Origin of the sequence: Streptosporangium sp. NPDC087985 (genome assembly GCF_044741965.1) — a bacterium.
Classification (GTDB): domain Bacteria; phylum Actinomycetota; class Actinomycetes; order Streptosporangiales; family Streptosporangiaceae; genus Streptosporangium.
Window position 1 is genome coordinate 143,846 of record NZ_JBIUTQ010000004.1, and the last position, 13,394, is coordinate 157,239.

The window sequence follows — 13,394 nt, forward strand, 5'->3', positions numbered from 1 at the left end:
ACGGGACTTCTCCGCCCCGCGTGTCGCATGCCGTACGGGAAGCTTCCGGACAACAGGAAAGGCGCCCGGCAGGACACCGGGCGCCTTTCCTGAAGGACTAGCGCGCCTGCATGACCTCGCGCATCAGGCGGGCGGTCTCGCTCGGGGTCTTGCCGACGCGGACGCCGACCTTCTCCAGAGCCTCCTTCTTCGCCTGGGCGGTGCCGGCCGAGCCGGACACGATCGCGCCCGCGTGGCCCATGGTCTTGCCCTCGGGGGCGGTGAAGCCCGCGACGTAGGCGACGACCGGCTTGGTCACGTGCTGCTCGATGTAGGCGGCGGCGCGCTCCTCGGCGTCGCCACCGATCTCACCGATCATCACGATCGCGTCGGTGGCCGGGTCGTCCTGGAACGCCTGGAGGGCGTCGATGTGCGTGGTGCCGATGACCGGGTCGCCACCGATGCCGACGGCGGTGGAGAAGCCGAAGTCCCGCAGCTCGTACATGAGCTGGTAGGTCAGCGTTCCGGACTTCGACACCAGACCGATGCGGCCGGCGGTGGTGATGTCGGCGGGGATGATGCCGGCGTTGGAGGCGCCGGGCGAGGCGATGCCGGGGCAGTTCGGCCCGATGATGCGGGTCTTGTTCCCCTTGGCGACCGCGTAGGCCCAGAACTCGGTGGTGTCGTGGATCGGGACACCCTCGGTGATCACCACGCAGAGCGGGATCCCCGCGTCGATGGCCTCCTTGACGGCGTCCTTGGTGAACGCCGGGGGCACGAAGACGACCGACACGTCGGCGCCGGTCTCCTTGATGGCCTCGGCGACGGTGCCGAAGACGGGCAGGCCCTCGTGGGTGGTGCCGGCCTTGCGGGCGTTGACGCCACCGACGACGCGGGCGCCGGAGGCGAGCATGCGGCGGGTGTGCTTGGTGCCCTCACCACCGGTCATGCCCTGAACAATGATCTTGCTGTTCTCAGTCAGCCAGATAGCCATTACGCACCTACCGCGGCGAGTTCGGCGGCGCGCTTGGCCGCATCGTCCATCGTGTCGACCAGCTCGACGCGCGGCAGGTTGGCGTCGGCCAGAATCTGCCGCCCGAGGAGGGCGTTGTTGCCGTCCAGACGGACGACCAGCGGGTGGGTCACGGCCTCGCCACGGCTCTCCAGCAGCTGGAAGGCGGAGACGATGCCGTTGGCGACCGCGTCACAGGCGGTGATGCCGCCGAAGACGTTCACGAAGATCGACTTCACGGACGGGTCGGAGATGATGATCTCCAGGCCGGCGGCCATGACCTCGGCCGAGGCGCCGCCGCCGATGTCGAGGAAGTTGGCCGGCTTGGGCTGGCCCGGGAACGCCTCACCGGCGTAGGCGACCACGTCGAGAGTCGACATGACCAGACCCGCGCCGTTGCCGATGATGCCCACGTTGCCGTCGAGCTTGACGTAGTTGAGGTCCTTCTCCTTGGCCGCGGCCTCAAGAGGGTCCTCCGCGTCCTTGTCCTCGAAGACCGCGTGGTCGGACTGGCGGAAGGCCGCGTTGTCGTCGAGGGTGACCTTGCCGTCGAGGGCCTTGACCTGGCCGTCGACGGACAGGATCATCGGGTTGACCTCGACCAGGGAGGCGTCCTCGTCGATGAAGGCGCACCAGAGCTTCTCGATGAGCTCCGCGGCGCCATCGAGCGCGGCCGCCGGCAGGCCACCGGCCTGGGCGATCTCGCGGGCCTTGGCGCGGTCCACTCCGTCCAGGGGAGAGACCGGGATCTTGGCGACCTTCTCAGGGGCGCTGTGCGCGACCTCTTCGATGTCCATGCCGCCCGCGGCGGAGCAGATGGCGAGGAAGGTGCGGTTCGCACGGTCGAGCAGGAAGGAAAAGTAATATTCCTCCGCGATCGCACTGGCCTCCTCGATCAGGACCTTGTGGACCGTGTGGCCCTTGATGTCCATACCGAGGATCTGGGTGGCCTTCTGCTCGGCGTCGGCGGCGTCGTCGGCGACCTTGACGCCACCGGCCTTACCGCGGCCACCGGTCTTGACCTGTGCCTTGACGACGACACGGCCGGTCAGCTGGTCGGCTGCCGCCCGCGCCTCCTCCACAGTGTGCGCGACAATGCCACGCGGCACTGGGATGCCGTACTCCGCGAAGAGCTCCTTCGCCTGATGTTCGAACAGGTCCACGAGGGTCCGTCCTTGCTTGTCCGGCTGGTGTACAGATATCGGCGAGCCGGCTCCTTGATCAGAGAGGGAGCCCGGCGGTTTTGCGCCAGTGAAGCCTAGCCCCCGCAGGGGCGTGCGCAGGTCACCGGGTCCCTAAACGCCGGCGGGAACGGCACTGCGCACCCACTCGACGATCTCCTGAGTGGTCGCACCCGGCGTGAAGACCCGGGCCACGCCCATCTCCTGGAGCTCGGGCATGTCGGCGTCCGGGATGATCCCGCCGCCGAACACCACGATATCCGCAGCGTCGTTCTCCTTCAGCAGTTCGATCACCTTGGCGAAGAGCGTCATGTGCGCCCCGGAGAGGATGGACAGCCCGATCGCCGCCGCGTCCTCCTGGATGGCGGTGCGGACGATCTGCTCCGGTGTCTGGTGCAGGCCGGTGTAGACGACCTCCATCCCGGCGTCTCGCAGCGCTCGCGCCACGATCTTCACGCCTCGGTCGTGCCCGTCAAGCCCGGGCTTGGCGATGACGACGCGGATCCTCGACACGGCACTCATTCAGACCTCCTTGTCTGCGCCCCACTCGCAACGTGAGAGCTGTCCGCAGCGTAACCGGCCGTCCCGCCCGGCCACATACCAGGTCGTCACAGATCACCCGGCAGCGATGATCATGGGGCTGAATTTCGCGAGACCTTTCCACGCAGGCCTATTTTGCTGTCTTTATTGACATAACTACGTGCCCCGGTACGGCATGCTCTACAGTTTTTGATCTTCTACCCTCAGGAGGGAGATCACATATGAAGCGATGGATCACCGCGGTGTCCGGCGCCCTGGCCGTGTCCGCGGCCACCGCCCCCGTGAACGCCCAGGCCGCTGTCGTGAACACCCCCGCCACTGTTGTGAGCACCCATGCCGTTGCCGTGAACGCCCGGGTGGCGGCCACCGATCCGGTCGCCGCGTTGACGGCGCGGTTCGCCGCCGGCCACGGCGTGACGATCGCCGAGATCAGCAGGACGAGCTCCGGCGGAATGCTCCTGTTTGCACAGAAGCGCCGCGGCGTCGCGCAGTTCGACGCCGCGGGCATGACGGGATACGACATCCTGACCGCGTCGGCCCTCCCCGGGGAGACCGCCACGCCGGTACGGAGTCTCGCGGTCGGCGGGAACGTCTACACGAGCGGCGGCCTGCTCGGCGAAGGCCTCCCCGACGGCAGGAAGTGGATGAGGGCTCCCGGCAGGATCAGCGACCTGTCGCCCTTCCTGACCCCGGTCCTCGCCCTGGAGCCGGCCACGCTGAAGACCCTCCTGTCCACCAGCAAGGTCAAGAAGGCCGACGCGGCCCTGCACACGGGCACGGTCACCTTCGGCGCGCTCTACCGCGCCTCACCGTCCTACCGGGCACACCTGCGCGGGCGGCCCAGTGCCCAGGTCGCGGCCATGACGGTGACCTGGCGGCTCTGGCTCGGAGGCGACGGGCTCCCCCGCAGGCTGGTCACCTCGTGGGCGGAACCGCCGCTCAGTATGAAGGTCACCCGCACCAGCGACGTGCGGTTCGCCTCGTGGGGAACCCCGGTGAACCTCACCGCACCGCTGAGCGAGGAGCCGACCGGCTAGCGGTTGTCTCCGAATCCCCCATTCGGGGTTTTCGGCTCTCCCGAAGGGTCGCGAGATGCGTTCTGCACAGAATATCCACCCATTATTCAAGCCATCCGTTCACGTATGAGATTCCATCGTGATCTTGGACCGCAAGAATGTCCAACCTCTCCCACACGGGGTAGAGGAGTCATTCGGGAGGAATTCCTTTGAAGCGACACATCGCCGGGCTGGCATGCGCCGCGACGGCCCTGCTGAGCGCCCCCGCGCTCGCCCCGGCCGCGCACGCCCAGGCCGCCGATCCGGTGACCGCGCTGAAGAGCCGGTTCGGCAACGGCCGCGGCGTGAATTTCGTCGACACCACCAAATTCCACAGTCCCGCGGGGAATATGGTCTTCGCCCAGCGCAAGGGCGTATTCCAGTTCGGCACCTCCGGGATCAGCGCGTCCGACCAGACCGGCAAACTGCGGATCAAGAAGAGCGATCTCGACGCCCTGGGCGTAGGCGAGAGCACGGAGGACGAAAACCTCTCCAAAATGTTCGCCGGACTGACCAAGCCCGAACGGGTCATCCGGATCAAGAACACGTCCTATGTCTCCGGCGGCGTTCTGGGCGAGTTCCTGCCCGAGGACAAGACCTGGGTCCGCATCCCCATGGAGATGATGGGCACGATCGGCCCGGTGAGTCAGTTCGTCAACGTGGCCGAGCCCGCGACGCTCAAGGCCCTGCTGGCGCACGCCACCACCAAGCGCGCCGGGCTCTACAGCGGAAAGATCACCTTTGGTGAGCTCCAGAAGGTCTCACCCTGGTTCCGGGCCTCGATGATCAGCTTGGCGACCGGGTCGGCCGCCAAGACCGTGGTGGGCTGGAAGCTGTATGTCGGCGCCGACCAGCTCGCCACGCGGCTGACGACCACCTATTCCATGGCCGGCATGGGGAAGACGAGCATGACGGTCGACACCCGCTACACCGGGTGGGGCGCCAAGGTCACGGTCAAGGCTCCCCCCGCCGGGGAGGTCGCCGAACTGAAGGACCTGCAGGAGGGCGCGGAGACCGCCACCTCGATCCCGCTGTTCGGCAACTGATCACCTTGCGCTGACACACTCCCGCGCCCGGCAGGCATCGTCTGCCGGGCGCGGTCGATTGGTCCGTTTCTAACGCTACCTGCGGCGACTTGAGCAAGAATCTCGATGATCGCTCCGCGAGGACGCGAGGACCCCCACAGGAGGACGCCCTACATGAGGCGAATGATCGCCACTCTGACCGGTGCCACCGCGGCGGCGCTGATCGCGCCCGCGCTCGCGGCCACCGCCCCCGCGAATGCCCAGGCCGCCCCGGCGAGCGTCCGGACCGCGCAGACCGACCCGGTATCCGCGCTGAAGAGACAGTTCAAGCCCCACCGTAGCGTCAAGCTCGCCGAGAACGCGAAGATCATCGGCGAGGGCAAGGCCAACCGAGCGATCTTCAGCCGGCGCAGCGGCGTGCTGGAGTTCGGCACGCCGGGGGTGACGGCCTCGGACCTCACCGAGCAGTTCAGCCTGCCCGGAGCCGAACAGGAGCTCAAGAACCTGTTCGGTCCCTCCCGCACGATCACGGTGAAGGGCAACTCCTACACCTCAGGCGGGTTCTACGGCGACGCCCTTCCCGAAGGGAAGAAGTGGCTGCGCACCAAGGGAGACTCGGTGCTCCTGGGCAACCCCGCCCAGAAGATCATCGACCCCCTTGAGCCCGCCACCCTGAAGGCGACGCTGGCCCACACGGCGACCAGACGTCCCGGCGGCACCTGGGACGGCGTCCGGACCGTCGTCCACTCGGGCACGATCACCCTGGGCGAGCTCTACAAGGTCTCCCCCACGGTCCGCGCGGTGCTGGGCGCCAAGCCCTCGGCCACGTCCGCCACGCTGCCGGTGACCTGGAAGCTCTACCTCGGCTCCGACAAGCTCGTCCGGCGGGCCGTCTCCTCCTGGACGCAGTCCCTGCGTGGCCTGAGCAGCCTGGACATCACCTACCTGAACGACAGCCGCTACTCCGGGTGGGGCGCGAAGTCGGCCATCAAGGCTCCGCCCGCCTCGCAGGTGGCGGACTTCGGCGAGCTGAAGTTCGACGAGGAGCAGAGCGAGGACCCCTTCACGCGGGTCTTCAAGGACTGACCAGCCCAGGGCGTTCTCGGAGACGCCCGGCTCCGGAGAGCTCGGGGCACGGTCGGACGACCCGCGTGAGAAGGCCCGGTGAGCCAGAACACACCGGGCCTTGGCGCATGACCGCTCCGGCTCCGGTCAGAGCTTCTCCACCCGTGCGTAGCCCAGCAGCAGGGTCTTCACGCCGCTGCTACCAAAGTCGATCTTGGCCTTGGTCTTCTCGGCCACGCCGTCCACCGACACGACCGTGCCCAGGCCGAAGCTGTCGTGGGTGACCCGGTCGCCCGGGGCCAGGTTGGGGATCTGCCGGCCACCGGACTTCCTGGCGGGGGCCGGGCGGGACTCGCCGCGGGAGGTGCCTGCGGCGGCACTCCAGGCGTTCTTGCCCGGGTCGCTGCGCCAGTCGACCAGCTCGGCCGGGATCTCGGCGACGAACCGGGAGGCCGGGTTGAACGCGGGCGATCCCCAGGAACTGCGGACGGCCGCCCTGGAGACGTAGAGGCGCTTCTCTGCCCGGGTGATGCCGACGTAGGCCAGCCGGCGCTCCTCCTCCAGCTCCTTCGGCTCGCCCAGCGAGCGCACGTGCGGGAAGACGCCGTCCTCCATGCCGGTGAGGAACACCACCGGGAACTCCAGGCCCTTGGCGGTGTGCAGGGTCATCAGCGTCACCACGCCCTGGCCGCCGTCGCCCGCCGGGATCTGGTCGGCGTCGGCCACCAGGGAGACCTGCTCCAGGAACTCCACGAGCGTGCCCTCGGGGTTGGCCTCCTCGAACTCCGAGGCCACCGAGATCATCTCGTCCAGGTTCTCCAGGCGGCTCTCGTCCTGCGGGTCGCCCGAGGTGGCGAGCTCCGTCCGGTAACCGGTGCTCTCCAGCACCTCCTGGGCCAGCTCCGACGGCGGCATGCCGTCGGCCTTGACCGTCAGCTCGTCCATCAGCGCGACGAACTCCCTGATGGCGTTGAGCGACCGGGTGGCCATGCCCGGTGCCTCGTCCGCCCGGCGGAGCCCTTCGGCGAACGAGATCCGCTCGCGGGACGCGAACGCCTCCACCATCGCCTCGGCCCGGTCACCGATGCCGCGCTTGGGCACGTTGAGGATCCGGCGCAGCGACACCACGTCGTTGGGGTTGGCCAGCACCCGCAGGTAGGCCAGCAGGTCCCGGACCTCCTTGCGCTCGTAGAAGCGCACCCCGCCGACCACCTTGTACGGCAGGCCGGTCCGGATGAAGATCTCCTCGAACACCCGGGAGGCCGCGTTGGTCCGGTAGAACACCGCCACCTGGCCGGGCACCACGCCCTCGTCGTCGGTGAGCCTGTCGACCTCCTGGGCGACGAACATGGCCTCGTCGTGCTCGTTGTCGGCGACATATCCGATGATCTTCGGCCCGGTCCCCTGGTCGGACCAGAGGTTCTTCGGCTTGCGGCTCTCGTTACGCGAGATCACCGCGTTGGCCGCGCTCAGGATCGTCTGGGTGGAGCGGTAGTTCTGCTCCAGCAGGATCGTCCTGGCGTTGGGGTAGTCGCGCTCGAATTCGAGGATGTTGCGGATCGTCGCGCCCCGGAAGGCGTAGATCGACTGGTCGGCGTCACCGACCACGCACAGCTCGGCGGGGGCGACCGTGCCCTCCCTGACCAGGTCGCCGTCGGCGGTGCGCAGCTCGGGTGCGCCGACGAGCTCACGGATCAGGGTGTACTGGGCGTGGTTGGTGTCCTGGTATTCGTCGACCATGACGTGCCGCCAGCGGCGGCGGTAGTGCTCGGCCACGTCGGGGAAGATCTGGAACAGCGTGACCGTCAGCATGATGAGGTCGTCGAAGTCCATCGCGCCGGCCTCGGTCAGCTTCCGCTGGTAGTTCCGGTAGGCCTCGGCGAGCGTGCGCTCCAGGTGATTGGAGGCCTGGTCGGACGCCGTCTCGTAGTCGATCAGCTCGTTCTTGAAGTTGCTGACCTGGGCGGAGAAGGAGCGCGGCGGGTAGCGCTTGGGGTCGAGGTCCATCTCCCGGCAGACCATCGCCATCAGCCGCTGGGAGTCGGCCTGGTCGTAGATGGAGAAGCTCGTCGGGAACCCCAGCCGCTTGGCCTCGCGGCGCAGGATCCGGACGCACGCGCTGTGGAAGGTCATCACCCACATCGCCGCCGAGCGCGGACCGATGAGGGTGTCGACCCGGTCCTTCATCTCCCGCGCGGCCTTGTTGGTGAACGTGATCGCCAGGATCTCCTGCGGCTGCACACCGCGCTCGGCCAGCAGGTGGGCGATGCGGTGGGTCAGCACCCGCGTCTTGCCCGACCCGGCGCCCGCGACGATGAGCAGCGGGCTGCCGTGGTGCACGACGGCCTCGCGCTGCTGAGGGTTGAGCCCGTCGAGCAACGGGTGGGTCAGGGAATCGGCTGGGATCGACACGCCCCCTAGGTTATGGCGGTCCGCCGACAACCGGATCCCATCGCGGAGAGGAATGCCGGTGGACTTGTCGGCAGTTGTCAGAATTGATCGGCACGCGGAGAAACAGAGCGGAAGAACAGAGGGGCTCTCATGCTGTCTGAGAACGAGATCAACCGGGTGCTCGTGGTGACGGCGCACCCGGATGACGTCGACTTCGCCGCGGCGGGTTCGATCGCCCGGTTCACCGACCGGGGTGTCGAGGTGACCTACTGTGTCGTCACCGACGGGGACGCGGGCGGCATCGACCGCGAGCTGGACAACGGGGGCATGGCGGAGCTCCGCCGTACCGAACAGACCAACGCGGCGAAGATCGTCGGGGTGGCCGACGTGCGTTTCCTTGGCTACCAGGACGGGACCGTGGTGCAGAGCCTGGACCTGCGGCGCGACATCACCCGGGTCATCCGCCAGGTCAGGCCCGACCTGGTGATCACTCACACCCCGGAGCGCAACTACAGGTTCATCTCCCCCAGCCACCCCGACCACCGCGCGGTCGGCGGCTGCACGCTCGACGCCGTCTACCCCGACGCGCGCAACCCCTACACCTTCCCCACGCTCCTGCACGACGAGGGTCTTGCGGCGTGGACGGTCCGGGAGGTCTGGCTCAGCGGCGGCCAGACCCCCGACCACCACGTCGACATCACCGCCACCTTCGAACGCAAGCTCTCCGCGCTGCACGCCCATGCGAGCCAGATCGACCACGTGGAAGGTTTCGACGACTTCCTCCGGACCCGGTCCTCCCGGTTCGCGGCCGAAGCGGGCCTCGGTGAGGGCAGCTACGCCGAGGCCTTCCAGCGGGTTCCCACCGCCTGAGCCAGTCGACGGCGGAAAACGACCGCCGGTGGGAGAGGCTCTCCTCCGTGAGCACCATCGTCCCGTCCCCTGTCACCGCCGCCGTCGTCGTCCTCCTGGCCCTCCTGGGTGCCACCGTCGCCCTGCTCGGCCACCTCGGGCACGCGCGCGGCATCGTCGTCGCGTGCCTGCGGGCGGCCGTCCAGCTCGGCGCGGTGGCGCTGATCATCGTCTGGGCCGTCCAGCGTTCGCTCGCCGTGGCGGCCTTCGTGCTGATCATGTACGGCGTGGCGAGCCTGACGGCGGGCCGCCGGATCACCTCGGGCCGCGCGGTCCGCTGGGCCGCCGTACCCGTGGCGGCGGGGACGCTGCCGGTCCTCGTGCTGCTCGTCGGCACCGGGACCGTCCCGTTGAAGGGCATCACGCTGATCCCCGTCGCGGGCATCCTGCTCGGCGGGTGCCTGACGGCCACGGCGCTCGCGGGACGGCGGGCGGTGGAGGAGCTCGTCCAGCGGCGCGGGGAGGTCGAGGCGGCTCTCTCGCTGGGCATGTCCGAACGGGACGCGGCGCTGGAGATCTGCCGTCCGGCGGCGGCTCAGGCGCTGGTGCCCGCGCTGGACCAGACCTCGACCGTGGGACTGGTCACGCTGCCCGGAGCCTTCGTGGGGATGCTGCTCGGCGGGGCGAGCCCGATCCAGGCCGGGGTGGTGCAGTTCGTCGTGCTGGTCGCGCTGCTGGCCGCCGAGGCGACGGCCGTACTCGTCACGGTCGAGCTGGCGGCTCAGGGCCGGTTCCCGGCTCGGCGGTGAGGCGACCGCCCAGCCGGGCGGGATCGGCCGGAGCGAGCCGGGCGAACAGATAGCCCAGCGAGTTGGTCGCGACGTGCAGCAGTGCCGGCGCGGCCAGGCCTCCCCGGCGGCGGAGCTCGCAGAAGAGCACTCCGGCGAACCCCGTGGCGGCCACCGAACCCGCCACCACCCGCGACACCTCCCAGGCTGAGGCCCCCGGCCGCGGATCCGGCGGGCGCCCGGCACCGCCCTCACCGCGAGGCCCGCCACCGCCGTCGCCATGTGGCACGTCGCCACATGGCACGTCACCGGGCGTCTCAGCCAGGGCCAGGCCGCTCAGCGCGGGATTGGCGGTCGTCATGTCGATCGCGGGGAGCACGTGCCAGAGGCCGAACAGGGCCGAGGAGACGGCGACGGCCGTGCGGGGACCGTAGGAGCGGGCGAGGAGCGCCTGGAGCACACCGCGGAAGCCGATCTCCTCCAGCAGGACCGTGCCGATCGGCACCTGGAGCAGGGCCTCCTCAACGGCTCGGGCGCGGGAGAGCGACAGCGCCCGCTCGTCGCGGAAGAAGCGGCGGGTGGCCGGGATCGCGATCCCGGCGCCGTAGACCGCGGCGACGGCCGAGGCGAGGGCGCCACCGATCCGCAGGCCACGCGAGCGCCGATGGAACCCCAGCTCGGGCCAGGAGAGCCCGGAACGGCGGCCCAGGGTGAGCAGCGCGCAGGTGGCGGCGGCCGAGGTCAGCGGGGCCAGGCGCGGCGCGAGGCGGTTGTTGAGCACGTTCGCCGCCGCCAGGACGGCCACCGCGCCCGCGAGCGTGGCCCTCCGTTCGGCCGTCACAGCCCTACCCGCCCCGGACGGGTACGCCCTGATCCGCCTCGGCCTGCCGGGGCCGGGACCACCCATGGCGGGCTCATCCCGCGGCGGGCTGCCGCCATCCGGAAGGGAAGCGCAGGTTGCGCCGCTCCTGGACGGTGAGCCCTCCCCAGATCCCCTCCGGCTCCCCCGCCCGCAGGGCGTAGGTCCTGCAGTCGGTCAGCACCGGGCATCCCGCGCAGACCGCCTTCGCCCGCGCCTCCTGATCGGCCGACTGCGACAGTGGAAAGAACAGCTCGGGGTCGCTCGCGCGGCAGGCGCCCCGTACAGCCCAGCCGATCTCGCGGACCGTCCTCCGCATGCATTCACCCCCTGGTGGGTCACCGGCCTTCAGACTAGACGGACCGCGGCGTCGCGACATCGACCTTCCGGTGAATTTCCAGGTAACCACCAGGATGTACTCAGCAGGCCGGATGCCGGCGGAGACCGTCTGGCGCTGCTCCGCGTACGGAACCGGGCGGGCGCCGCCTCGCGGGGATCACGGTACCGGCCAGGTGTGAACGGGTTCGTTGGTGTGCATGTGCTCGATGTAACGCAGGGTCATCCGGCGCAGCGCCTCGTGCCGGTCGGGGCCGCCCAGCGCGTTCACCGCCTCGATCTGCCAGCGCGCCCCGGTCCGGCCGGTCGCGCACCGCCGTTCGATGATCCCCAGCAGCCGGTCCCTGGACTCGGGGTTCACCCCCCACAGGTCGAGACCCTCGTAGGCCAGCGGCAGCAGGCGGCGCAGGACCAGCTCGGTGGCGGCCACCTCGCCGAGTCCCGGCCAGTAGAGGCGCGCCTCCTGCCCGTACCGGGCGGCAACGTGCAGGTTGTCCGCGGCGGTGGAGAAGGGCATGCGCGTCCACACCGGCCGCTCGGCGTAGGGAAGCATGCGCATGAGGCCGTAGAAGAACGCGGCGTTGGCCGTGACGTCCACGACCGACGGTCCGGCGGGCAGCACCCGGTTCTCCACCCTCAGATGCGGAGTCCCGTCCACGACGGCGTAGATCGGCCGGTTCCACCGGTAGACGGTGCCGTTGTGCAGGGTCAGCTCGCCGAGCTCGGGGGTCACGCCGCGGGCGAGCTCCTCGTGCGGGTCGGCGTCCTCGCATATGGGCAGGAGCGCGGGGAAGTAGCGCGTGTTCTCCTCGAACAGGTCGAAGACCGAGGTGATCCACCGCTCACCGAACCACACCCTCGGCCGCACGCCCTGGGTCTTCAGCTCCACCGGGCGGGTGTCGGTGGCCTCCTCGAACAGCGGGAGCCTGGTCTCCTGCCAGAGACGCCGCCCGAACAGGAACGGCGAGTTGGCCGCCACCGCCACCTGGGCTCCCGCGATGGCCTGGGCCGCGTTCCAGTTGGCGGCGAACGCCGCCGGGCTGACCTGGAGGTGGAGCTGGAGGCTCGTGCAGGCCGCCTCGGGGGTGATGCTGTCGGCGTACGTGTCGAGGGGTTCCTCGCCCTCGATCACCAGGTGCAGGTCCTCGCCCCTGGCCTCGAAGATCTGCTCGTTGAGCAGCTTGTAGCGCGGGTTGGCCGACAGCGTGCCCTCGTGGACGTCGCTCTCCCGCAGCGTGGGCAGGACACCGACCATCACCATGTGGCCGCCGACCGTGTGGGACCGTTCCTCCGCGTGGTTGAGCCGGTCCCGCACCACCTTCTCCAGCCGTACGAAGCCGTCCCCCTCAAGGGACTCCGGCAGGACGTTGATCTCCACGTTGAACTGGCCGAGCTCGGTGGCCCAGTCCGGCTCGGCGATCTCCGCCAGCACCTCGGCGTTCTTCATGGCGGGTTCGCCGCGATCGTCCACCAGATTGAGCTCGATCTCCAGCCCGGCCTTCGGCCGGTCGAACGCGAACCGGGACTCGCGCAGCATCTGCGCGAAGACGTCGAGACATCGGCGGACCTTGTCCCGGTATCGGCGTCGGTCCTCCCGGTTGAACACCATTACAGGTACGTCACGACCCATACTTCGCAGAGTCGCACATAAGGCATAGATAGTACAGATCAGACCAGACGTCGCGCGGTGGCCCACCGAGAGAGCTCATGGCGGTTGGAGAGCTGGAGCTTGCGCAGGACGGACGACACGTGGGTCTCCACGGTCTTGACCGAGATGAACAGCTCCTTGGCGATCTCCTTGTAGGCGTAGCCCCGGGCGATCAGGCGCAGGACCTCACGTTCGCGCTGGGTCAGCGAGTCGAGCTCGGGGTCGATCGGCGGGGCCTCGCTGGAGGCGAAGGCGTCCAGCACGAAGCCGGCCAGCCTCGGGGAGAACACCGCGTCGCCCTCGGCCACCCGGCAGATCGCGTCGGTGAGCTCGCGGCCGCTGATGGTCTTGGTGACATAGCCCCGGGCACCGCCGCGGATCACCCCGATGACGTCCTCGGCGGCGTCGGAGACCGACAGCGCGAGGAAGCGGACCGTGGAGCCGGCGCCGAGAACGCGGCGGAGCACCTCCTGGCCACCGCCGCCGGGCATGTGCACGTCGAGCAGGACCACGTCCGGCCGGAGCTCCGCGATCGTCCTGACCGCGGATTCCACGTCCTCGGCCTCCCCGACCACCTCGATGGAGTCGCCCAGCTCGGCGCGGACACCGGAGCGGAACAGCCGGTGGTCGTCGACGATCAGAACCCTCACGCCGCCCATGAGCCCT

13 protein-coding genes are annotated in these 13,394 nt (G+C 69.4%); 5 read left to right on the forward strand and 8 right to left on the reverse strand.

Features of this window, described 5'->3' with window-relative positions:
• Positions 1 to 97 precede the first annotated feature (97 nt).
• The 3 genes from sucD to ACIN94_RS11800 all read right to left on the reverse strand — a co-directional run bounded on the left by sucD (position 98) and on the right by ACIN94_RS11800 (position 2,694).
• A complete protein-coding gene (gene sucD / locus ACIN94_RS11790; protein ID WP_400703417.1) occupies positions 98 to 973 on the reverse strand; it encodes a succinate--CoA ligase subunit alpha in 876 nt (291 codons plus the stop codon).
• Positions 973 to 2,154, reverse strand: a complete 1,182-nt coding sequence (gene sucC / locus ACIN94_RS11795) for an ADP-forming succinate--CoA ligase subunit beta (RefSeq protein ID WP_400703420.1) — start codon at positions 2,152 to 2,154, stop codon at positions 973 to 975. The genes sucD and sucC overlap by 1 nt, the downstream gene beginning before the upstream one ends.
• Before the next feature lie 132 nt (positions 2,155 to 2,286).
• Positions 2,287 to 2,694 carry a cobalamin B12-binding domain-containing protein gene (locus tag ACIN94_RS11800; protein WP_400703423.1) on the reverse strand — a complete coding sequence of 136 codons (408 nt, stop codon included), beginning with the start codon at positions 2,692 to 2,694 and terminating at the stop codon, positions 2,287 to 2,289.
• 239 nt (positions 2,695 to 2,933) lie between these two features.
• Between ACIN94_RS11800 and ACIN94_RS11805 the strand changes: the two genes are divergently transcribed.
• The 3 genes from ACIN94_RS11805 (at position 2,934) to ACIN94_RS11815 (ending at position 5,878) form a co-directional block, all read left to right on the forward strand.
• Positions 2,934 to 3,749: a hypothetical protein gene (locus tag ACIN94_RS11805; protein WP_400703426.1), complete on the forward strand. Its 816-nt coding sequence runs from the start codon at positions 2,934 to 2,936 to the stop codon at positions 3,747 to 3,749.
• A gap of 188 nt (positions 3,750 to 3,937) precedes the next feature.
• On the forward strand, positions 3,938 to 4,813 hold the full coding sequence (locus tag ACIN94_RS11810; RefSeq protein WP_400703429.1) for a hypothetical protein: 876 nt from the start codon (positions 3,938 to 3,940) through the stop codon (positions 4,811 to 4,813).
• Between the two features lie 153 nt (positions 4,814 to 4,966).
• The gene (locus tag ACIN94_RS11815) at positions 4,967 to 5,878 is read left to right on the forward strand and encodes a hypothetical protein (RefSeq protein WP_400703432.1); all 912 of its coding nucleotides are present in this window, start codon (positions 4,967 to 4,969) and stop codon (positions 5,876 to 5,878) included.
• 126 nt (positions 5,879 to 6,004) lie between these two features.
• Here the strand turns inward: ACIN94_RS11815 and pcrA are convergent, their stop codons facing one another.
• A complete protein-coding gene (pcrA, locus tag ACIN94_RS11820; protein ID WP_400704074.1) occupies positions 6,005 to 8,263 on the reverse strand; it encodes a DNA helicase PcrA in 2,259 nt (752 codons plus the stop codon).
• A gap of 135 nt (positions 8,264 to 8,398) precedes the next feature.
• Between pcrA and ACIN94_RS11825 the strand changes: the two genes are divergently transcribed.
• Both ACIN94_RS11825 and ACIN94_RS11830 read left to right on the forward strand, forming a co-directional pair.
• A complete protein-coding gene (locus ACIN94_RS11825; protein ID WP_400703435.1) occupies positions 8,399 to 9,118 on the forward strand; it encodes a PIG-L deacetylase family protein in 720 nt (239 codons plus the stop codon).
• 47 nt (positions 9,119 to 9,165) lie between these two features.
• On the forward strand, positions 9,166 to 9,906 hold the full coding sequence (locus ACIN94_RS11830; RefSeq protein WP_400703438.1) for an ABC transporter permease: 741 nt from the start codon (positions 9,166 to 9,168) through the stop codon (positions 9,904 to 9,906).
• Here ACIN94_RS11830 and ACIN94_RS11835 read toward each other — a convergent pair.
• The 4 genes from ACIN94_RS11835 to ACIN94_RS11850 all read right to left on the reverse strand — a co-directional run bounded on the left by ACIN94_RS11835 (position 9,860) and on the right by ACIN94_RS11850 (position 13,387).
• The gene (locus ACIN94_RS11835) at positions 9,860 to 10,726 is read right to left on the reverse strand and encodes a lysostaphin resistance A-like protein (protein ID WP_400703441.1); all 867 of its coding nucleotides are present in this window, start codon (positions 10,724 to 10,726) and stop codon (positions 9,860 to 9,862) included. The genes ACIN94_RS11830 and ACIN94_RS11835 overlap by 47 nt on opposite strands.
• 73 nt (positions 10,727 to 10,799) lie before the next feature.
• Complete coding sequence (locus ACIN94_RS11840) at positions 10,800 to 11,063, reverse strand: WhiB family transcriptional regulator (protein WP_400703444.1); 264 nt, start codon at positions 11,061 to 11,063, stop codon at positions 10,800 to 10,802.
• Positions 11,064 to 11,240: 177 nt separating this feature from the next.
• Complete coding sequence (locus ACIN94_RS11845) at positions 11,241 to 12,689, reverse strand: glutamate--cysteine ligase (RefSeq protein WP_400703447.1); 1,449 nt, start codon at positions 12,687 to 12,689, stop codon at positions 11,241 to 11,243.
• Positions 12,690 to 12,748: 59 nt separating this feature from the next.
• Positions 12,749 to 13,387 (reverse strand): response regulator, encoded by a 639-nt coding sequence (locus tag ACIN94_RS11850; protein ID WP_400703450.1) that lies wholly within the window; start codon positions 13,385 to 13,387, stop codon positions 12,749 to 12,751.
• Positions 13,388 to 13,394: the final 7 nt, after the last annotated feature.